This window comes from uncultured Rothia sp., assembly GCF_916715725.1.
Lineage (GTDB): Bacteria > Actinomycetota > Actinomycetes > Actinomycetales > Micrococcaceae > Rothia.
This window is the reverse complement of sequence record NZ_CAKAPD010000001.1, coordinates 365602-387710: the sequence shown is the minus strand read 5'-3', so window position 1 is coordinate 387710 and position 22109 is coordinate 365602. Positions and strand designations below refer to the sequence as shown.

Here is a 22109-nt window from a genome sequence, read left to right as displayed (position 1 = left end):
ACAGGCTAAGAATCCGTGAAAAAATGTGCGACACGCCGCAGGGAAATACCGGTTTGAGGGTCCCATCGGGTACATAATCCGCCCCTCAATCCGCAAACCAGCGGCACGCATCACACCGAACGCATCCACCGTAGGAACGCATCAAGCAGGAGAAAGCATGACTAGCGAACAGAACGCAACCACCGCGGGCACCCGTCCGCGCACCCTGGCAGAAAAAGTCTGGGACGCACACGTCGTCGTCCCCGGTGAAAACGGCAAGCCCGACCTGCTCTACATTGACCTGCAGCTACTGCACGAAGTGACCTCGCCCCAGGCATTCGAAGGTCTGCGCATCGAGAACCGCCCCCTGCGCCGCCTCGACCTGACCATCGCCACCGAGGACCACAACACCCCCACCGACAACATCTTCGGCACCATCGCCGACCTGACCAGCCGCACCCAGATCGAGACCCTGCGCCGCAACGCCAAGGAATTCGGCGTGCGCATCCACTCCCTCGGCGACGAGGAACAGGGCATCGTGCACGTGGTTGGCCCGCAGCTCGGTCTGACCATGCCCGGCATGACCATCGTCTGCGGCGACTCCCACACCTCCACCCACGGTGCGTTCGGCGCTCTCGCGTTCGGCATCGGCACCTCCGAGGTGGAGCACGTCATGGCGACCCAGACCCTGCCCCTGGCACGCTTCAAGACCATGGCAATCAACGTTGAAGGCACCCTCAAGCCCGGCGTGACCGCTAAGGACATCATCCTCGCCGTCATCGCGCAGATTGGCACCGGTGGCGGTCAGGGCTACGTGCTCGAATACCGCGGCTCCGCGATCCGCTCCCTCTCCATGGAGGGTCGTATGACCATGTGCAACATGTCCATTGAGGCGGGCGCACGCGCCGGCATGGTCGCCCCCGACGAGACCACCTTCGAGTACATCAAGGGCCGCCAGCACGCGCCCAAGGGCGAAGAGTGGGACAAGGCGGTCGAGTACTGGAAGAGCCTGCCCACCGATGAAGGCGCCGTCTTCGACAAGGAAATCTTCATCAACGCTGACGAGCTCGAACCCTTCGTCACCTGGGGTACCAACCCCGGTCAGGGTGTGCCGCTGAGCCACGCCGTTCCCTCCCCGGACGACTTCGAGGACGAGAACGACAAGGTCGCAGCAGAACGCGCCCTCGAATACATGGATTTGAAGGCGGGAACCCCCATGAAGGAAATCCCCGTGGATGTCGTCTTCCTGGGCTCCTGCACCAACTCCCGCATTGAGGACCTGCGCGCCGCAGCAGACATCGTGCGCGGCCGCACCATCGCCGAGAACGTACGCATGATGGTCGTGCCCGGCTCCCAGAAGGTCCGCGCGCAGGCAGAAGCAGAAGGCCTGGACAAGGTCTTCAAGGACTTCGGCGCCGACTGGCGCTTCGCCGGATGCTCCATGTGCCTGGGCATGAACCCCGACCAGCTGGCACCCGGTGAGCGTTGCGCCTCCACCTCGAACCGTAACTTTGAGGGCCGCCAGGGTAAGGGTGGCCGCACCCACCTGGTCTCCCCGGTGGTTGCCGCCGCAACCGCTGTGCGCGGTACCCTGTCCGCCCCGTCCGACGTCGTGGCCTAGCACGCCGCTATAGCTAAGGAGCCATTATGGAACCCATTATTAAGTACACCGGCATTGGCGTGCCGCTGCGTTCTTCGAATGTTGACACCGACCAGATCATTCCCGCCGTCTACCTCAAGCGAGTGACCAAGACCGGCTTTGATGATGCCCTCTTCGCTAACTGGCGTAAGGACCCCGAGTTCATCCTGAACCAGGAGCCTTACAAGCACGGTAGCGTGCTGGTTGCGGGCCCGGACTTCGGTACCGGTTCTTCCCGTGAGCACGCGGTGTGGGCGCTGCGCGACTACGGTTTCAAGGTCGTTATCTCCGCTCGTTTTGCCGATATTTTCCGCGGCAACTCGGGTAAGCAGGGCCTGGTGACCGCACAGGTCGCACAGGACGACATCGAGCTGATTTGGAAGGCTCTGGAGCACGAGCCCGGCACCGAAATCACCGTTGACCTGGAGTCCAAGACCGTGACCGTGGGTGCGCTGGTCGTTCCCTTCGAGATTGACGACTACGTGCGCTGGCGCCTCATGGAGGGTCTGGACGACATCGGTCTGACCCTGCAGAACCTCGAAGCTATCGAGGCGTACGAGGCGAAGCGTCCCTCCTGGATGCCCCGTACTCAGGAACTCTAAATAGGGGGAGCTCTAAGCCGAGCGCTCTAAGCCCTAGACATCTCTAGATAAAGCTCGAAGGCGGTGACTGAATCAGTCGCCTCCTTCGAGCTTTTCTGCTATCCTGAGCTATTTTGTGCCCAGAACCTTGGCACATATATAAATGCGCCTCCCCGGAGTATTCTTCCGGGGAGGCGCATTCATTGACTATCTAGAGTGCACCCTCAGTGATGGGGGTGTTCAGGGTTGCGTTCTCGGTGCAGCTGTACAGTGCCGCCGAACCGGGGGAGCGCACGCCCGCGGTCGGGTTTGCGTTCTGCGCGGTGGCAAGAGCGAAGTCAGAAACCACCTCGTGGTTAATGTAGCTGCCGCCCGCGCCGCCGCCGCTGCTCAGGGCGCTGAGCGAGTAGATGTTGCCTTCGTTCTCAAACTGCACCTGGCGGCCGAAAACGCCCTCGTAGTATGAGCCAACGGTCCAGATGTTCAGGCCTGCGCCGCCGCCGCCGTAGCCGGCGCCACCACCGGATGCTACGGAGGTGAGGGAGAGCTTGCCCTGGGTTCGGGAAAGCAGTGCGCCCGAGCCGCCCTTACCGCGGTAAGAGCCGGTTGCGTTCGCACCGCCGGTGCCCTTTTCTCCCTCATGCACGGAGTCGCCCCCGTAGAGGTAGTAGCGCGGGAAATCGTACGACTCAAACCAGGAGGTAGACATGGGCATGAGCTTCAGCTCGTTGTTCTCGTCGAGGATGCCGATCATTGCCTCGCCGAGGGTGCCCGCCACGCCGGAGCGGCCGGCGGTACCGCCGGTGACCATGAAGCGCATGTCGAGGGGCTTGTCGTCCTCGTCGAGGGGCTTGAACTCCTGGTAGGGGCTTGCCACGAGCATGCCACCCTGACCGGTGTTGTCGGTGCCCAGGTCGCCGCCTGCGCTACCGCCCGCGGTGCTGTTGGCATCACTGTGTTCCATGGCGATACGCAGTGCCGGGTTCAGCTGATCCTTGGGCTGGGTGTCGAAGATGTGCTGGTGGGTGGTGAGGGTGCCCAGCTGTGCACCGCCGCCGCCCGCGCCTGCCACGGCTACGACGGTGACTGAGCCGTCACGAACGAGCTCGACCGCGGAGGAACCGCCGCCGGACGCGCCGTACACGTAGCCGCTGTCGGTGCCCACTACCTGCGCACTGCCGGTTGCGGTGCTGGAGCCGGTGGAGTCGCCGCCTGCAGCGTAGCCTTCGCCGCCGAGTGCGGGGTTCGCGCCGGATGCAGAGCCGACGCCGCCGTTACCCGCCCAGACGCGCAGGATATCGCCGGACTTGACCGCCAGAACGCCGCTGAGCTGTGCACCGGCACCGCCGCCAGCCAGGGAGGCGTTCGTGACCTCGGTCAGGTAGCGGGGGGTGAAGGAGGTTGCTGCACCGCCGGCACCGCCTACAAGGTCGAAGCGGACTCGTCCAACGCCTTCGGGGACGAGCCATTCGGTGTATGCGCCTGCCTTGTCGTCGTAGCCGGTTGCGGTGGGCTTGAGAGTCAGGGCGGGGGAGCAGGTGGGCTCGCCGCTTGCCGCCCATGCGGGGACGGTTGCGCTGGCGAGGATGACGGGGGCACTCCATGCAGCGCCCTGTACGAGGCGACGGCGCGAAATGCGTGATGCAGTGTTGTGATGTGTCATTTTTGGGGTCCTCCGGTAATTCGCGGATGCAGCCGCGAAGTAACCTGTGGTTGGTTGCGATGCGCCGTGGTTTTCGGTTGACTTTCGAATATTTACGGTAATGTTGAAGTGAATTTTTGAAGTTGAAGTGAATCAGGAAGCCGAACCGTTTTAGTTGGGCGTCATCGCAAGGTTGTATGCAGTGTTTGCACGCCCGTTCCCTGCCGTGTGGCGCCGTACTGCGTGGAGCAACGGCAACGCCGGCGCCGATGCCGCAGTTGAGAGCTGGTTGGCTTCTCCTTGAGAGTGGAGGCGCCGCTCAGTGGGCACGAGTGTGCACGTTATTGTAGGGGTGAGGTTGCTCTCAAGTTCAAATTCGTGCGTCAAAAAGACGAAACTAGCGTCAAATTTCGGTGAAGAACCTAAAAATGTTTGCATTAGTGTGAATATTTGTGTATCTTTTTGTTTTTTCCGGCTCTGAATCTGAGGGTTCAGACCGGTTTTTCACATACGCATCAGAGCAAAATCCTAGTCGCGAGTTCCAAAGGCTCTTCAGTGTTTGGAGCACCTTTACGCAGGGCTTAGAATAATGATGAATATATGCGCCCGTTTCGCCCTGCTACCGGCAGGGGCGCGGCACGACAGAACGCGGCGTATCGGCACACTGTTAAAGTTCGGCGTAAACCAGCCGACTCCACAAAGGATTTTTAATGACTGAGAACATCAGCAAGCTTCGCATTGAAGGTGGCACTCCGCTCGTTGGTGAGGTTCACGTTCGAGGCGCCAAGAACCTGGTGCCCAAGGCTATGGTCGCAGCACTGCACGGTTCGACTCCCTCGACCCTGCGTAACGTTCCTGACCTGAGCGATGTTGAAATCGTTACCACCCTCGTGGAGCTGCACGGTGCGAAGGTCGACTACGACCGTGAAGCCGGTGTTCTCACCCTCAACCCCGCGCAGGACGCAACCACCGCTGCAAAGAACGCAGAGGAGATTCAGCTCTTCGGCGGTAACTCTCGCATCCCGATTCTGATGGTGGGCCCGCTGCTGCACACTCTCGGTACCGCGCGCATCCCCAACCTGGGTGGCTGCAAGATCGGTGACCGACCCATTGACTACCACATGTCTGCACTGCGCAAGTTCGGTGCGGTCGTTGAGAAGGACGACGAAACCGGCACCACCCTGATTGTTCCCGAAGAGGGTCTGAAGGGTGCAGAGATTGTGCTGAACTACCCCTCCGTGGGTGCTACCGAGCAGGTTCTGCTCACCGGTGTCCGCGCTAAGGGTAAGACCATCCTGCGTAACGCTGCGATTGAGCCCGAAATTATTGACCTGATTGCTGTTCTGCAGAAGATGGGCGCAATCATCTTCATTAACGAGGACCGCACCATCGTCATTGAGGGCGTGGATGAGCTGACCGGCTACGATCACGCGTCCCTGCCCGACCGCAACGAGTCCGCTTCCTGGGCTTCTGCGGCGCTGGCTACCGGCGGCGACATTTTCGTTCGCGGTGCAGCGCAGAAGGATATGACCGCGTTCCTGAACCAGTTCCGCAAGATGGGCGGCCTGTACGAGGTGACCGCCGAGGGTATTCGCTTCACCCACCCGGCTCAGCGCACCCCCGGTGCTCAGCTGAAGCCCATCGTCTTTGAGACCAACGTGCACCCCGGCTTCATGACCGACTGGCAGCAGCCCCTCGTGGTGGCGCTGACCCAGGCTAAGGGTGCGTCCATCGTGCACGAGACCGTGTACGAGGAGCGTTTCGGCTTCACCAACGCCCTGAAGCAGATGGGTGCAGATATTGTCGTTATGCGTGACTGCGTGGGCGGCGCACCCTGCCGTTTCGAGGGTAAGGGCTACGGCCACTCCGCTATTATTTCTGGCCCCACCCCGCTGACCGGTGCCGACATTGAGGTTCCGGACCTGCGCGGCGGCTTCTCCCACATCATTGCTGCTCTGGCTGCTAAGGGCACCTCTCACGTGAGCGGTGTTGAGCTGATTGCTCGCGGCTACGAGAACTTCGAGGAGAAGCTCAAGGGCCTGGGTGCCAACTTTGAGGTGCTGGCACGCAAGGCATCGAAGGCTCCCAAGCCCGATGCAGCAATCGTTGTTGTTGAGCCCGAGGAAGTTGAGGTTCAGGACTAGTGAGCGGACAGCAGGGAAAGCAGGCTCTGCCGGAGATTGAGCCCACCGCCTCCGGTGATGCTCTGTACAAGGTGCTCGGTAACGCTGCGCGCGGGCTGTACAAGCTCATCGCGCGCGTTGAGATTACCGGCCGTGAGAACCTGCCCAAGAGCGGCGGGTACATTATCGTGGCTAACCACACCACCGAGCTTGACCCGGTGACCGTGGCTTTCCCTGCTTTCGTTGAGGGCGCCCTGCCGCGCTTCTTGGCGAAGGATTCGCTCTTCCGCGCCCCCGTGCTCGGCTACATTATGCGCAAGCTCGCGCATATTCCCGTGGTTCGCGGTTCGGTGGATGCGCGTAAGTCCCTGATTACTGCCCGCAAGATTGTTGAGGCTGGCGGTGCCGTCGTGATTTTCCCGGAGGGCACCACCACCCACGATCCGCAGCTGTGGCCCATGCAGGCGCGTACCGGTGCGGCTCGCCTGGCTCTTGCGACCGGCGCACCCGTCTTCCCGGTGGCGCACTGGGGTGACGAGCAGATTCTCGGTTACGTGGACGAGGCCGGCGAGGACGGCCGCATCAAGGAGAAGCGTAAGATTTCGCTGTTCCCGCGCAAGACCGTTCGCGTGAAGGTCGGCAAGGCGCTGGACATTGCCTCCCTCGTTGAGGACTCCAGCCCCGAGGCTAAGCACACCCGCACCGAGCTGGGCGTGGTCACCGACGCAATGCTGGACGCTATCACCGCCGAGCTGGAGAAGATCCGCGGCGAGAAGGCTCCGGAGGGCCGTTGGAACCCGCGCACTAAGCGTCGCGAAGCCCCCGGCACCCCCTCGGGTCCGGTTGGTGGCGCGCTTGGCGAACCGGACGAAAAGTAGCATCCCAGCTGGGAAAATCGTAGAGGCCCTGACAGAAACCGCGGCTATTCGCTGAGGCGCCTGTCAGGGACTTGCACAATAACCTCGCAAGGAAGAGAAGCAGGTGTTTTCGTGACCTTCTTTGGACGCACCCCCGCAGCAAGCCCTGAATTTACCCCTCCGGCAACCGTACAGTCTATTGCGGTGCTCGGCGCCGGTAGCTGGGGCACCGCTTTCGCTAAGATTGCGGCGGACGCTGCCCGTGAGCGCGGCGATGACACTCGCGTGACCCTCATCGGTCGTGATGAGCAGGTGATGGCTGAGTGCGAGCGCACCCGCGAGAACGCCCGCTATTTTCCGGGAATGAAGCTGCCGGATAACATGCACTTCACGGCGGATGCCCCCGCGGCGCTTGCCGGTGCGGATATTGTGGTTCTTGCCCTGCCCGCGCAGGTTCTGCGTTCGCAGTTGCAGAGTTTCGCCCGCTATATTGACCCGAACGCCATGCTGGTGTCTTTGGCGAAGGGCCTGGAGACCGGTACGGGTCTGCGCATGTCGCAGGTCATTACCGAGGAGCTGGAAGAGGCTATGGCTCTGCGCGGTGCTGATGTGCGCGCGATTGGTCATATTCCGCACCGCGTGTGCGTGCTGTCGGGCCCGAACCTGGCGAAGGAAATCATGGGGGAGGAGCCTACCGCCTCCGTGGTTGCGGCTCGTACCCTGCCGGTGGCTGAGGCTGTTGCTCACGCGATTGCGTGCGCGTACTTCCGCCCGTACACCAACACGGATGTGGTGGGTACCGAAATTGGCGGCCTGGTGAAGAACGTGATTGCGCTTTGCGTGGGTATTTGCGAGGGTCGCAATTACGGTGATAACTCGAAGGCGTCCATTATGACTCGCGGCCTGGCGGAGATTACCCGCCTGGCGGTGGCATTGGGTGGCGAGGCTGCGACGATGAGCGGTCTTGCCGGTATGGGCGACTTGATTGCGACCTGCTCTTCGCCGCTGTCTCGTAACCACACGGCGGGCCGTCTGCTGGCGCAGGGTATTACCCCTGACCGCCTGCATGAGCACATGAGCCAGACTGCTGAGTCGATTAAGTCGGCGCCGGTGGTGGCTGAGTTGGCTCGTCGTCACGGCGTGGAGATGCCCATTGTTGAGGCTGTGGTGGCTGTGCTTTCGGGCCGTATCGGCATTGAGGATTTGGCGCCTCAGCTGCTGGGTCGCCGCCTCAAGCATGAAGGGCATTAAGAGCACGCAATGAACCTGAGCTCGGTAACCACCGCTGTGTTGGGCTCCGCAGGGTATGGGGCGCTGTGTGCTGCAGCTACAGGGTCGGTAGCTCAAAAAACCGAGTGCGATCGCCCGGTATACCTGTGGGAACCCGCCGATATGGGAGAAACCGCGCACCAGCTTCCGGTGACTTACACCACCGATATATACGAGGCTCTTGAGAGCGCCGATATTGTGGTGGTTCCCTGGGGCGAACAGGCTGATTCGTGCCCCGAGGAGATGACGGGGGTCATGGCATTCCGCCGATGGGCATACCTGCTGCCTCAAACCGCTATAGTGCTCGCAGCCGCAGGTTCTGCCGAGGACACCATGAACGTGTCTGAATATCTGCGGCAGATACTGCACACTGAGTTTCCAACGCGGCGTGAACGTGTGGCGGTGCTAACTATTACCGCTCATCATCTGGCGGGTACAGGTGTGATGGAACCGGTAAAAACTCACCCCAGGCGCCCCCGCACCGCCACTCTCACCACCGACGATGCGCACATGCATCAGCTGATTACCGCCTTATTTGATGGGCCTGTGCTGCGTATTCACCGTGCGCCATGACCCCGGTATCTGCGGTTACCGCAGCTTGGGTACTAGTGTCAGAAAGGCCCGTAAGAGACGATACAATGGGCTGTAAGTGGGGCGGGTACGCCCCGAAACGAACAGGGAGAAATATATGACCGAGAAGAAGACCGTCGCCCTGCTGTGCGGTGGCCGCTCCTCCGAGCACCCGATTTCGCTCATTACCGCTGCCGGCGTTCTGGGCGCTATTGACCGCACCGCCTACGACGTCATCACTATCGGCATTACCCGTGACGGCCGCTGGTACCTGACCGATGAGCAGCAGCTCGCTGAGCTGACCGCTGGCACTCGCGGTACCGCAGAGTTCCCCGAGGGTACCCAGCAGGTGTTCCTGCCCATGGGCGCCGGCGATTCCCGCCTGACCCTGGTGGATGCTGAGGGTAACGTTACCCGCACCGCACCGGTAGACGTTGTGTTCCCGCTGCTGCACGGCCCCTTCGGTGAGGACGGCACCGTGCAGGGTCTGCTGGAAATGGCTGACCTGCACTATGTGGGTTGCGGTGTGACCGCATCCGCTGTGGGTATGGACAAGCACTTTATGAAGGTTGCTTTCGAGTCCGCTGGCCTGGAGGTCGGCCCCTACGAGGTTGTTACCAACCGTCAGTGGGAGCACGAGGACCGCGAGCAGATTCTGGAGCGCGTGCTGAAGCTGGGCTTCCCCATGTTCGTGAAGCCGACCCGCGCAGGTTCTTCCTTCGGTATTACCAAGGTAGATTCGGTGGAGGAGCTCGTGCCCGCGATTGAAGAGGCACGCCGCCACGACCCGAAGATCATTATTGAGGCGGGTATTGTGGGCCGCGAAATCGAGTGCGCTGTGCTCGACGGTCACCACGGCGAGATGCCCCGCGCATCCTACCCCGGCGAGATCGAGGTTGTGGATCAGGACCACGGTTTCTACGACTTTGAGGCGAAGTACGTCTCTGAGTCCTCGGCCGTGACCGTGTGCCCGGCGAACCTGCCGCAGGACGTGCAGGAGCGCCTGCGCGAACTGGCGGTGAAGGCATTCCTGGCGCTGGACGGCGAGGGCCTGTCGCGTGCGGACTTCTTCTACACCGAGGACGGCCGCCTGGTCATCAACGAGGTGAATACCATGCCCGGTTTCACCCCGATTTCGATGTACAAGACCATGTGGGAGAACACCGGTATCTCTTACACTGATCTGATTAGCGAGCTGCTGACCCTGGCAATGGAACGCCCCCTGGGTCTGCGCTAAGCTCAGTCATTGAATACGTAGTGGTAGGGGAGTGGTAGCCCCCGCCGCGAGGTGCCCCGGCGCGAATTTTTGAGGGATTCGTGCCGGGGCGTTTTTTGCGCGGTAGGCAAGTTAATGCCTGTGCGGGAGGGGTAATTGGTACGTATTGAGTCCTAAACGCTGATGAGAATCGCTCGTTTTTCACCCATGAGAAAAATCACTTGCACCCACCTTGAGGCCGATTAAATAGTGGAATGCAAGTTCTAAAGCGGTATTGATAAGGCAAAACGTAATTCTGCTCATAAGTGCATGAAATGATGCTTCTAAATCATGAAACGATTCGTTAGATGGTCGTTGCACATCTTGAAGCTCAAAGATTGGTATGAAAGCGCTAAAATGAGTAATGAAGAAAAAGCCGATTCGGTAGAATAGATGAAGGTATATCCAATCTGCCCTAGCGATTGGGTATCTATTCACTCACAACGTATCAGAAAGTCAAGGACAACCTTTGGGAAAACGAAACCGTAAGGTGGTCTCTGCGAGTCTGGCGACAGCACTGGTTGCTTCCGGAAGCCCCTACGTAGCCTCATTTGCTCAAGATGTGCAGGAGGCAGCGTCTCAGGTTCCGCCCAACCCTGTCGGCACCGCAAGCCAAACCCTGGACCCCACCGCAAACGCGGTATCTTCCTCTCAGGCGGCAGTACCCACGCTCGCAACCGTGAGCGCATGGCCCACCGCTCAGGGGGACAATAAGACTGACAAAGCGCAGGCAGAGCCCACCGCTCAGCCTAGCGCTTCTTCGAGCGCTCAGCCCACTGCTAGCGCCGAGCCTTCCGCAAGTGCTACGCCCAGCCCGGATGCGACTCCTACCCCGAACGCTACCGCGCAGCCTACTGCCGAGCCCACCGCTTCTGCGAGTGCTACCGCAACCCCGAGTGCTACGGCGAGTCCTAGCGTAGAGCCCTCTAAGGATGCGACCGCTGAACCTACCGCTACGCCGACCGTAGCTCCTAGCGCAAGTGCCGAACCGAGTGTTGCTCCTACCGCAACTCCGACGGCTGAGCCGACTGTAGCTCCGACTGCAGAGCCTACGGTCCAGCCGACGGCAGAACCTACTGTTGCTCCCACTCCGGAGCCGACCGTTGCGCCTACTGTGGAGCCCACCGCGGAACCCACCAAGGACGCAACTCCTGAGCCTACTCAGGATCCGACTCCTGAGCCTACGGTAGAGCCCACCCCTGAACCTACTCCCGAGCCGACGAAGGATGTAACTCCCGAGCCGACCCCAGAGCCTACTCAGGACCCCACACCGGAACCGAATCCGGAGCCCACTCCTGAACCTACTCCCGAGCCGACGAAGGATGTAACTCCCGAACCGACTCCGGAGCCGACCCAGGACCCCGCTCCGGAACCGAACCCGGAGCCGACCCAGGATCCCGTCCCGGTTCCCGAGCCGACGAAGGATGTAACTCCCGAACCGACCCAGGAGCCCTCTCAGGTTCCGGTCGTTCCGGCCCCGGTTCAGGATCCGACTAACGAGCCGACCAAGGACGCGGTCATCCCCGTGATTCCGGTAGCTCCCGTAGCTCCGGTAGAGGATAACAAGGGCAGCTCGGACTCCAAGTCGGTTACCCCGATTGAGACCGAACCTGTTGCTCCGATTCCTCCGGCGAACAACCCGGTGACCGTCCCTGGAAACCGTCAGGAAGTCTCTGGGGAAGATGTCATCATCTCCATTGAGCTTCCGCGACCGGGCAACTCCTCTGAATCCTCAAGTTCCTCTTCGGGATCTTCGAGCTCTTCACCGAGCAAGGCACCGAGCGACAGGCTTGATGGCGAGGATGACGATCCGTTGCGTTCTGGCGGCACCACCCTCGGACGAATCGCAGCTAATAACGGCTCGAATGACTCCATCCCGGGTGCGGCTGACTGGGTTGCTGGATACCTCTCGCGCAATAAGACCGACGAGGACCACTCCCGCGAGGTAAGCCCCTCGAGCTCCTCAAGCTCGGTATCCGCTTCGAAATCGCCTAGCTCCTCCACCTCGGCTAGCGCCAGCCGCTCCGCAAAGAGCGTGGCAAAGGCTGATGGCGCGAACGCCGCCCAGGAGCAGGCTGTGAAGAATGCGGACGCGGACGATTCCGGACTTTCCGGCATTGCACCGCTGATCCTCTTCTCACTCATCGGTCTGGTGCTGATTGCTCTTGCAATCCGCTACTTCAGCCGCGGAGCATAAGGCGAACATAACGCGTAAGAATACGCGATAATAGAGGATGTGAATCCTCAGACTTTTAGCGAAACGCGGGACAACCCCATGCGAGAGACTCCTCTCTCGCAGCTGGGCGAGTCCCGCGTTCTGCGCGCTTTCATGCCGATTATCAACGCCCATAACGAGAAGGTTGCCGCTGCAGCACGCCAGGCGGGGCGCATCGAACCCCTCGAGGTGGGTCCCGGTGACGACTGTGCCGTCCTCGCCGAGCCCGCGCCCGGTCAGCGTACCGTGGTCACCACCGACACTCTCGTTGAAGACCAGGACTTCATGAACCTGTGGCCCGGCGGTATCGCACGGGCGGGTGAAGACGGTGAGCTCATTCTGGAACCCGCCTGCAGTAGCGGCTACGATGTGGGGCGCAAAGCCGCGACCCAGAACCTTGCCGACGTTGCCGCCATGGGTGCGCGCCCGGTGAGCCTCTTCATCTCCTTGAGCCTGCCCGGTAGCACTCCTTACGGCTGGATTGACGGCTTCGCCCACGGCATTGTGGACGGAATCAACGCCTGCGGAGCCACCGAATGCGTGATTGGCGGCGGCGATATTGGCGACTCCACCGAAATGTCGGTGACCGTCACCGCCCTCGGCTACACGGATCGCGCCGTGCTACGCTCCGGTGCGCGCCCCGGCGACACTATCGCCCTGGCGGGGCGTACCGCCTGGTCCGATGCCGGTCTGCGCCTGCTACTCAACCCGCTCTCCCTGCCCGCCACGGCACTGTTGCGTGCTATTGCCGCAGGTCAGAGTGTTGAGGCAGCGCTGGGGGCGGTAGCTCAGGCGTGGGCTCAGCGGCAAGCTGAGAAGCAAGCTGAAGGCTCTGGCGCTCTTCCTACTGGCGCTCTTTCCGAAGGGCTTATCGAGCTTGCCCGCACCCTCACCCCCGAAGATGCCGCGCACATGATTGCGGTCTGCGAGCGCGCCGTCGAATCACAGCACCACCCGGTCAGCCCCATCCCCGCCGGTGAGATGGCACGCCAGCATCAGGCGAGCTCCATGCTGGATCTTTCTGACGGACTCGTCAAGGACGCCGGGCGAGTTGCCGCCGCCTCCGGGGTGCAGATGCGCCTCGACCGTGCCGCCGTGGATGCGTTCGCCGAGCCGCTGCTACCGTTGGCGCGCCTGCTGCTGGCGATTGGTGAGCGCAACGAAGCGGGGGAGAGCCCCGCATCCCTGGCGCGCACCTTCGTGCTGGTTGGCGGGGAAGACCACGGTCTGCTGGCGACCTTCCCCGGTGAGGTGCCCGAAGAGTTCGTGCCCCTGGGCACCTGCGTGGCGGACGCCCCGGAGCGCGGTCTGAGTGCCGAGCTCTACGGTGCCGAGCGCCGCCACAATGCGGTGACCGGCGCGGCGGTCGTCATGGACGGCCGCTCCCTGGACGGCATGGGCTGGGAACACTACGGGGCTTCCGCGTAGGAGCTCCGCCGAGTGTTGCCGAGTGCCGTGAGGTGCGTGCAGTTTGTAAGTTTAGTCCGGGCTTTCATCCCGCGGGATAGACGACGGGCAATACCGTACATTTAACCGAAATTACCTAGAATAGAAGTACGAAATAGGCTGGATTCCGCCCGTGCCGCGGGCACTGAGAAATCAGCCAAGAACCGCGCGAAACTGACGAAACTGACGAGGAGGGTAGCGTGAACGCAGAACAGAACCAGCGCACCGAAGAGCGCGAGATTTACCGCCGCGCCTGCGTGCGCGCCTACCGCTTCGGCGTAGCGTGGTCCACCGCCGCCCGCACCACCATCGAACGCTACCGCGAGGCGCTCAACGAACTCAACGGGTTCCCCGTGCCCGATAAGGACACCGGCTCCAATATCGCCCACACCCTGCTGACCCTGACCGAAGAGTTTGAGCGGGGCATGGAGCAGGTTCTGCCCAGCGAGGTTCTTCCCGCTGGCGAAAATCCCGGCGGGGAGGGCACGTGCGTGCCCGAGGCGGCGGGCACCTCCGAAGAAGAAACCCTCGCCCACCTGTGGATTCAGCTGGGCGGCATCTACGAGCACGCGATTATGCGCGCATCCCGCGTGGCGCGCGGCAACTCTGGTACTCTGCTTTGCGCTTGGGCGCTTGAGGCGGTGCGCAGCTACTGGTTCCTGCCCGGAAACCTCGCCCAGGAGCTTGGCGATGCGGCTGCCGAGTTGCCGCTCGTGCGCGCCCTGGAGGCAGACTACGAGCGTGTGCTGGCTGGCGGTTCCCTGCCGAAGCACCGCGAAGTGAAGCTGGAGTACGCCCACGCGGAGGCGCGCGCGATGGCGTTCGCGGCTGAGCGCATTCGTGCCAGCGTGGGGGAGCAGATGGTGCCCTCCACGATGCTGTCGGTCATGGTGGAGCTCGCTCGCCTGGACGCACACTATGATGCATCACAGGACGCAGAAGCCGCTGACGAGGTGCTGAAAGAGCGTCGACGTGCGCTGATGCGTGCCGCTCTGGAACGTACCGCGCAGTTCCCGCCCTCGCCCGAGCTTGCCGGTTTCGTGGATGCCGGTGCGCTCGGCTTCTACCTTGCCGTGGTGCACTCCAACCCGCGTTGGGAGGGGGCGACCCTGAACGAGGCGCAGGTGGAGTCCATGCTGCGTGCACCCTCTGCCGGTGTGACTTCTGTAGCCGGTTCTGCGGCACGAGTGGGTTCTGAACAGGCGGGCGCTGAACCTGCCGAGCACGCAGAACACGCGGAGCAGAGCGGCTGGGAGCTTATGGGTACGCTGACCTGTGAGCCCCTCGCCCTGGCGCAGATGCGCCCCGAGCTTGAAGCCATGGGTGACAGCCTGCTTATTACGCCCCTGGACATGGCGGCTGGACTCTGGGCGCTGCACGTGCACGTTCCCGAAGTCGACCCCGCCCGCAAGCTGATTATGGGCTACGGTCAGTGGTCGGATGAGCGTATTTCCTCCCTGGCGGATGGTCATCACGCCGACCACGCATGCGCTGCGGAGGGCGGCGTATGAGCCCCTCCCGACGTTCCGTAAACCCGCAGCAGGAAGCCCTGGACTTGGGGCTTCCCGAGCCTGCACCCGCCAAGCCTGCGCCGGTAAAGACTAAGCCTGCGAAGACTGAGGATGCGCAGGGTGAGCCCATGGAGTCAACGGCTGTCGAGCCTACCCGCGCCGCCTCTGTGACCCGTACTAAGCCTGTGACCCGAGCTCAGCGAGCGACAAAGGGCGCGCCGCTGCTGAGCGATGAGCAGCTCCGCACCACCGCCGAGCTGACCGTGCGCGATCTTGCCGCCTACGCCCGCGGAGAGGTGAGCCGCGTCGAACTGAGCGAACGCGCGGAACAGCGCGCCAGCGCGCCCTACCGTAAGGCACTCAAGGCCCTCAAGCATTCGCTGGGTCCCGCCGCGCACACCATGACCGATGACGCTCTCTACGAGCTGGTCGATATTGCTTTGGCGGCGCGGCAGGCGGCGCAGCCGGGAGCGCCTCAGACTGAGGATCCCGCCCAGAGGAAGTCAACCCGCAGAGCGCCCGCTCAGAAAGCGCCCGCGCGGAAGAACCCTACCCAGATGAAGACGGTTCAGAAGGCACCTGCCCAGAAAGAACTAGTTCAGAACGAACCGAGCCCGCAGGAGAATGAGACTCCCGTGCGGGCTACTTCGGCGCGCCCGCAAGAGGCAACGAAGGCGAGCGAAGAGGGTGAGCAGAAGCCTGCGCAGAAGATGCCTGATGCACAGAAGAGCGTGCCCGAGGTAGAAGCTGAAAAGCCCGCGACCCAAAAGGTAACAGCGAAGAAGACCGCTCCCGTTAAGAAAGCAGCCGCCGCTCAATCTGCTACCGCTAAGAAGACCACCAAGAAGGTGCCGGCTGAGCCCGCCAAAGAATCGGACACTTCCAAAGCCCCGGCGAAGAAGGTAGCTGATTCCAAGACCACTGCGCAGAAAAACCCAGCGCAGAAAACTCCGGCAAAGCCGAAGACCGCTGCGCCGAAAAGCCCTGCGAAGAAAGCTTCCGCGAAGAAGACAGCTACTAAGAAAGCTGCGGCTGAGAAGCCCGATGCAGCCTCCGCATCAGCCGCTGCGGAGGCTAAGAGCCGCGCCCTGGCGCGCTACGCCTCCGAAGACCGCATCGAAAACGCGCCGCTCAAAAAGTACCTGCCCGCGCCCAGCGCCAAGGCAATCGCCACGCATCTGGATCTGCACACCGTCGGGGAGATGCTCGAATACTTCCCGCGCAAATACCTGCCGCGCGGTGAGCTCAGCTCCTTCGCCGAACTCGTCGAAGGTCAGGACGTCACCATCATTGCCCGCGTGGTGCACGTGAGCACCCGAACTATGGCGGCGCGCCGCGGCAAAATCACGGAAGTGACCATCACCGACCGGCTTTCCGACGCCACCGGGCAGGACGCACCCGCCGGTTTTGGGGCTGGCGGTTTTGGCGCCGCTAGTTTTGGGGCTGGCGGTCCTGTATCCGTGGTGCCCGGGCGCGCTAACCGCCCCGGCGCATCCAGCGTATCCGGCGCATCCGGTGCATCCGGCGTATCCGGTGCGCCCGCGCAGAACTGGCAGGCAACCGGGATGCACAACCCGCGCATTAATGCGCTCGCTAACTCCAGGCAGAACCCAGCTGCCCAGAACCCCACTGCCCAGAACCCGGCACAGGGCAGGGGAGCGCAGCCCGCCTCCTACAGCGGCTACGCAGACAGCTACGGCCAGGATGATTTCGCGCAGGGAGGCCTCTTTGGCGTGCCCGCGCCCAGCATGACGAACCCCGGCGCGGGCGTGCTCATTGGGTCGCAGATGAAGCTTTCCTTCTTCAACGCCTGGACCGCCGCCCGCGAAATCCGCGAGGGCGAAACCATGATGTTCTCCGGCAGGGTCGGCATCTACCGCGGCGAATACACCCTCACCAACCCGCACTACGCCCTGCTCTCGAAGGACGCCTCCGGCGCGGACGTCACCGACGCCGCCACCGCCCCCGTGCCCGTCTACCGCGCCCCCGTGAAGCTGCCCACCGACCGCATTAGCGGCTACATGGCGCAGCTGCTCGAAAAGGTTCCGCTCAAAGAGCTCGAAGACCCGGTACCCTACACGATTCGTCGCGCCCGCAAGGTACCGTCCCTGGAGTGGACGTACCGCGCCCTGCACACCCCCGACTCTGAGGACACTTGGCGTGCCGCGCAGGCACAGATGCGTTACCGTGAGGCGTTCGTACTGCAGAGCGCGCTCGCCCGCCTGCATTCGGTGCGTGCCGCGCACCTGACCCAGCCGCGCCCCGCCGTGGAGGGCGGCCTCGCCGATCGGTTGCTTCAGGTTCTGCCCTACGAGCTGACCGAGGGACAGCAGAAGGTGGGCGCTGAGATTGCCGCGGATTTGTCGAGTGAATCGCCCATGAACCGCCTGCTGCAGGGTGATGTGGGTTCCGGTAAGACCGTGGTGGCTCTGCGCGCCATGCTGCAGGTTGCCGATGCGGGCGGCCAGTCCGCGATGCTCGCCCCGACCGAGGTGCTTGCCGAGCAGCATTTGCGTTCGGTGCTGGACATTCTGGGGGATATAGCGGCGCCCGAAGACTCTGATGCTGACGATTCTGCCGCCGGTTCCGCCGAGGGGATCCCCGCGGGGAGCGGGGCGGAACCCGGCCGTGTGCGCGTGCGCCTGCTGACCGCCTCCATGGGTACCCGCGCCAAGCGCAAGGTACTGCAGGAACTCGCCGACGGCACCGCCCAGATTGTGATTGGCACCCACGCCCTGCTTTCCGATGAGGTGAGCTTCCACGATTTGGGTCTGGTCGTCGTGGACGAGCAGCACCGTTTCGGCGTGGAGCAGCGCGACAGCCTTCGCGGCACCGGCGGCGCCCTGCCGCACCGCCTGGTCATGACCGCAACGCCTATTCCTCGTACCGTCGCCATGACCGTGTTCGGTGACCTGGACGTATCCGTGCTCGACACCCTGCCCGCGGGCCGCCAGAAAATTTCAACGCACGTGGTGCCCCTCGCCGAGAAGCCCGCCTGGGCGTCCCGGCTGTGGAGGCGCGCCCGCGAAGAAATTGACGCGGGCCACCAGGTGTATGTTGTCGTGCCCAAAATCGGGGAGGACGGCGACGGCATGGAGGAGGGTGCCGCGTTCTTTGGCGCATCCAGCCTGAACGGTGCTGGAACTGGCGCGGGTGCGGGCAACTCTGCCCAGGGCTATTTCGGTCAGGGTGGTAGCGCGAGTAGCGACGGCAAGGTTCAGCTGACCTCGGTCGCCTCAATGTACTCCTACCTGAGAACTGAGGACGCCCTCGTCGGCGTGCGTATCGGCACCCTGCACGGCCGCATGGACCCGGCGGAGAAGACCGCCGTCATGACCGCTTTCGAGCGCGGAGAGATTGACCTGCTCATCAGCACCACCGTCATTGAGGTGGGCGTGAACGTCCCGAACGCCACGCTCATGATCATCATGGATGCCGACCGCTTCGGCATCTCGGGTCTGCACCAGTTGCGCGGTCGTGTGGGCCGCGGCGGCTACGCGGGCACCTGCCTGCTGGTGACCCGCCAGGAGGAGGGTGGCGTGTCCCGCGAGCGCCTGGATGCGGTCGCCTCCACCACGGACGGCTTTGAGCTTTCCCGCATCGACCTGGCGCAGCGCCGCGAGGGTGATATTCTGGGTGCTGCACAATCGGGCTCGAAGAGTACCCTGCGGTTCTTGCGGGCGCTCGCCGATGCCGACATTATTGAGCGTGCCCGCGAGGATGCCCGCTCGGTGGTGGAGAAGGACCCGACGCTGGCTAAGCACCCGTCGTTGGCGCGTACGATTGACCGCGCTCTGGACGCTGACCGTGAGGCGTTCCTCGGCAGGGGATAAGCGCCCAACGGGGCAGAACGCTCTGCCCGCTCCGCCCATCAACCAGCCTTGCCCACCACTCGCTGAAACCCTGACGTCAACACACCGCACTAGTTAAGAGGAGAGACCTATGAGCCGTATTATTTCCGGTGCTGCCGGAGGCGTTCGCCTTGCCTCGGTTCCGGGGGATAATACTCGCCCCACCACCGACCGGGTGAAGGAATCCCTCTTCTCCAAGCTGGAGAGCTACGACATTATTCGTGGCGCCCGCGTGCTGGACGCCTTTGGTGGCTCGGGTGCGCTGGGCTGCGAGGCACTCTCACGCGGTGCCGCCTCCGTGACTCTGCTGGATACGTACCCGAAGGCTGTTGCGGTGATTCGCAAGAACGTTGCCGCGGTGGAGAAGGCGATGGGGCGCACCGGCACCGGTTCTGCGGCGCGCGTGCAGCAGTCTCAGGCGCTGACCTACGTGAAGTCCGCCTCCGGTCCGTGGGATCTGGTGTTTGTTGACCCGCCCTACGCCATGCCGAACGAGCAGGTCAGTGAGCTGCTGCAGGCGCTGACCCCCAAGCTTGCCGAGGGTGCCGTGGTCGTGGTGGAGCGTTCTTCGCGCGACCCGGAGCCGGTGTGGGGCGAGGGCCTGTACTGTTTTTCGACTCGTCAGCACGGCGAGACGGTTCTCTACTATGTGGAGCCTGACGAGGTGGAGGAGCAGACGGGCGACGAGTTCGACAACGAATCTGGCGAGGATGCTGAAGAGCTCGCCGCCTAAAATTGCTACCTAAGATTGCCGCCGCAGCTTGCTGCCTCAGCCTGTGCTCGCCCGCATGCCACTAACCCGCATCCTAAATCCGCCCGCATCTACTCATTCCAACGTCTGATATTTATTCGTGAAGGGACCGCCATGATTGCCCTCTGCCCCGGATCTTTTGACCCCGTGCACCACGGCCACCTGGAAATCATTGCCCGCGCCGCTCAGCTCTTTGACGAGGTGATTGTGGGCGTGGCGCACAATAGCTCCAAGAAGTACCGTTTCTCCCTGGAGGAGCGCGTGCAGCTGGTGCGTGAGTCCCTGCAGGAGCTCGGCATTGAGGGTGTGAGCGTGGAGCCGATTCCGCCGGGCGTGCTGCTTGCCGAGTACGCGGCGGAGCGTGGTGCGAAGGTGCTGGTGAAGGGTCTGCGTTCGGCGACGGACTACAGTTATGAGGCTCCGATGGCGAGCATGAACCGCCACCTGGCGCAGGTTGAGACGGTGTTCTTGGCGGGTGAGGACCGCTACGGTGCGGTGTCGTCCACGATTATTCGTGAGGTGGCGTCGCTGGGTGGTGACGTGACTCCCTTCGTGCCGGAGGCGGTCGCCCGCGCCCTGAAGAGCGCCTAAAACACCTCATCAACCCGGGCAACCCCAGGCGCGCACCCGCCCGACACGCCCGACACGCCCACCGGCAGGGCCCCGGCAGAATAACTCGCACCGCCGGCCGGGCATTTAAGTCCCCCAGCAGTAGCTCCGACCGACCGATTAAATGCCGCGCGGCGCCTCCTTAAGGGGATATTTAAGAGGTGAGCGCCACTTAAAGAGATTTAAAAGGCGCTTAATCTTGATTAACGGTGCGAATGACCCCTAAAATGGGACTTTGGTTTATACATTTCGTAAGGAGAAACGCCATTTCACGTGCAGACGCATCGCCGCTGGTGGTATCGGTTACTAACCTGATTCACCGCCCCGGCACCATGGAAACTCTCACTGAGGTTCTGCCCGCACCGGCAGACCTGGGTAACACGCTCATCGGCGTGGAAGAGGGTTCGGATATTGACCTCGATATTCGTATGGAGTCTGTTGTTGATGGTATCCTAGTTACCGGCTCCGTCGTTGTGGATGTACACGGCGAGTGTAGCCTCTGCTTGGATCCGATTGATTACGAGATGTCGGCCAATATTCAAGAGCTTTTCGTCTTTGAGAAGGCCCCGGCTGGCGGCCCCGAAGACGAAGTAGATGAGCAGTACGCCGTTGAGGATGATTCCATCGACCTTGAACCGGCTCTGCGGGACGCAGTAATCCTTCAACTGCCGTTCCAGCCTGTTTGTAGGGACACCTGCCAGGGTCTGTGCGCCGATTGCGGTGCGCGCCTGGAGGATGACCCCGGGCATCATCACGAGGTGTTGGATCCGCGCTGGTCGGCCCTACAGGGCCTGCTCGGTGCAGATACCGAAAACTAAATTGTTGTTACTAGAGATTGTGAGATAGCTGTGGCTGTTCCCAAGCGCAAGATGTCCCGCGCTAACACCCGCGCACGCCGTTCCCAGTGGAAGGCATCCGTGCCCCAGCTGGTTAAGACCGTTGAAAACGGTCGCGTGACCTACAGCCTGCCCCACCAGGCAAAGGTTGTAACCGACGCTGCAGGCAACGCCCTGTTCCTGGAGTACAAGGGACGTAAGGTTGCAGACGCCTAAGAAGCGGTGAATCCTTATGACTGAATTTCCTAGTGTTGATACTAGGGAGTTGCGTAAACGTCTCGGAGTCGATATCGACGCCGAGACGTTTTTGCTATCCCTAACCCACCGCTCCTACGCCTTCGAGAACCCCGGAGTGGAGCATAACGAGCGCCTGGAGTTCCTGGGCGATTCGGTGCTTTCCCTGGCGATCGCTGAAGAAGTGTACCGACGCTACCCCGACCTGCCCGAGGGTGAGCTCGTGAAGCTGCACCACGTGGTGGTGTCTACGGTGGCGTTGGCGAAGGTGGCACGCGACCTGGATCTGGGCCGGTACATCCTGCTCGGTAAGGGCGAGATTCACACCGGCGGCGCCGATAAGGACTCGATCCTTGCCGACACCATGGAAGCGATTTTTGGCCTGACCTACCTGGAGCGCGGTCGCGAGGCGGCTCGTGACCTGGTGCTACGCCTGATCGCGCCGCTGCTCGACGATGAGAAGGTCCTGAACTCTGGACGCGACTGGAAGACTGAGCTGCTAAACCTTGCCACCGCCCGCGGCTGGGGAGATGTGCGCTACGAGGTCACCGGCGAGGGCCCCGATCACGCGCGCGTGTACACTGCGGTCGCTATTGTGGCGAACCAGCAGGCAGGTACCGGTGTGGGTCCGAGCAAAAAGGAGGCGGAGCGCCTTGCCGCTGAGCAGGCGTACCGCGTTCTGGTTTAGGCTCATTCAAGCATCCTGCAGGTCTGTTAGCTCTGCGGGCTCTTGATTCTGCA

At 62.5% G+C, this 22109-nt stretch carries 17 protein-coding genes; 16 read left to right on the top strand and 1 reads right to left on the bottom strand.

Annotated features, from left to right (window positions below; all coding sequences use genetic code 11):
- The first annotated feature begins 157 nt into the window (after positions 1–157).
- Positions 158–1600, top strand: a complete 1443-nt coding sequence (gene leuC, locus QZ822_RS01450; protein WP_294642045.1) for a 3-isopropylmalate dehydratase large subunit — start codon at positions 158–160, stop codon at positions 1598–1600.
- A gap of 26 nt (positions 1601–1626) precedes the next feature.
- Positions 1627–2220: a 3-isopropylmalate dehydratase small subunit gene (leuD, locus tag QZ822_RS01445; RefSeq protein ID WP_294642044.1), complete on the top strand. Its 594-nt coding sequence runs from the start codon at positions 1627–1629 to the stop codon at positions 2218–2220.
- Between the two features lie 190 nt (positions 2221–2410).
- Here leuD and QZ822_RS01440 read toward each other — a convergent pair whose 3' ends face one another.
- Complete coding sequence (locus QZ822_RS01440; RefSeq protein WP_294642043.1) at positions 2411–3862, bottom strand: transcriptional initiation protein Tat; 1452 nt, start codon at positions 3860–3862, stop codon at positions 2411–2413.
- Between the two features lie 689 nt (positions 3863–4551).
- Between QZ822_RS01440 and murA the strand changes: the two genes are divergently transcribed.
- The 14 genes from murA to rnc all read left to right on the top strand — a co-directional run bounded on the left by murA (position 4552) and on the right by rnc (position 22056).
- A complete protein-coding gene (gene murA, locus QZ822_RS01435; RefSeq protein ID WP_070831212.1) occupies positions 4552–5985 on the top strand; it encodes a UDP-N-acetylglucosamine 1-carboxyvinyltransferase in 1434 nt (477 codons plus the stop codon).
- Positions 5985–6842 (top strand): 1-acyl-sn-glycerol-3-phosphate acyltransferase, encoded by an 858-nt coding sequence (locus QZ822_RS01430; RefSeq protein ID WP_070831210.1) that lies wholly within the window; start codon positions 5985–5987, stop codon positions 6840–6842. The genes murA and QZ822_RS01430 overlap by 1 nt, the downstream gene beginning before the upstream one ends.
- 111 nt (positions 6843–6953) lie before the next feature.
- Positions 6954–8072: an NAD(P)H-dependent glycerol-3-phosphate dehydrogenase gene (locus tag QZ822_RS01425; protein WP_294642042.1), complete on the top strand. Its 1119-nt coding sequence runs from the start codon at positions 6954–6956 to the stop codon at positions 8070–8072.
- A gap of 141 nt (positions 8073–8213) precedes the next feature.
- Positions 8214–8663: a hypothetical protein gene (locus tag QZ822_RS01420; protein ID WP_141752172.1), complete on the top strand. Its 450-nt coding sequence runs from the start codon at positions 8214–8216 to the stop codon at positions 8661–8663.
- Positions 8664–8778: 115 nt separating this feature from the next.
- The gene (locus QZ822_RS01415; RefSeq protein WP_294642041.1) at positions 8779–9897 is read left to right on the top strand and encodes a D-alanine--D-alanine ligase family protein; all 1119 of its coding nucleotides are present in this window, start codon (positions 8779–8781) and stop codon (positions 9895–9897) included.
- A 487-nt stretch (positions 9898–10384) separates the two neighbouring features.
- Positions 10385–12112 carry a hypothetical protein gene (locus QZ822_RS01410; protein WP_294642040.1) on the top strand — a complete coding sequence of 576 codons (1728 nt, stop codon included), beginning with the start codon at positions 10385–10387 and terminating at the stop codon, positions 12110–12112.
- 78 nt (positions 12113–12190) lie between these two features.
- A complete protein-coding gene (locus tag QZ822_RS01405; RefSeq protein WP_294642039.1) occupies positions 12191–13558 on the top strand; it encodes a thiamine-monophosphate kinase in 1368 nt (455 codons plus the stop codon).
- 218 nt (positions 13559–13776) lie between these two features.
- On the top strand, positions 13777–15087 hold the full coding sequence (locus QZ822_RS01400) for a Dak phosphatase (RefSeq protein WP_294642037.1): 1311 nt from the start codon (positions 13777–13779) through the stop codon (positions 15085–15087).
- Positions 15084–18920, top strand: a complete 3837-nt coding sequence (locus tag QZ822_RS01395; RefSeq protein WP_294642035.1) for an ATP-dependent DNA helicase RecG — start codon at positions 15084–15086, stop codon at positions 18918–18920. Before QZ822_RS01400 ends, QZ822_RS01395 begins: the two co-directional genes overlap by 4 nt.
- Before the next feature lie 109 nt (positions 18921–19029).
- A complete protein-coding gene (rsmD, locus tag QZ822_RS01390; protein ID WP_294642033.1) occupies positions 19030–19671 on the top strand; it encodes a 16S rRNA (guanine(966)-N(2))-methyltransferase RsmD in 642 nt (213 codons plus the stop codon).
- A gap of 132 nt (positions 19672–19803) precedes the next feature.
- Entirely contained in the window at positions 19804–20280 is a 477-nt protein-coding gene (gene coaD, locus QZ822_RS01385) for a pantetheine-phosphate adenylyltransferase (protein WP_049337936.1), read from the top strand.
- Positions 20281–20507: 227 nt separating this feature from the next.
- Positions 20508–21116 (top strand): DUF177 domain-containing protein, encoded by a 609-nt coding sequence (locus QZ822_RS01380; protein ID WP_012903341.1) that lies wholly within the window; start codon positions 20508–20510, stop codon positions 21114–21116.
- A 30-nt stretch (positions 21117–21146) separates the two neighbouring features.
- A complete protein-coding gene (rpmF, locus tag QZ822_RS01375; protein ID WP_005505656.1) occupies positions 21147–21350 on the top strand; it encodes a 50S ribosomal protein L32 in 204 nt (67 codons plus the stop codon).
- 16 nt (positions 21351–21366) lie between these two features.
- Complete coding sequence (gene rnc, locus QZ822_RS01370) at positions 21367–22056, top strand: ribonuclease III (RefSeq protein ID WP_294642031.1); 690 nt, start codon at positions 21367–21369, stop codon at positions 22054–22056.
- Positions 22057–22109: the final 53 nt, after the last annotated feature.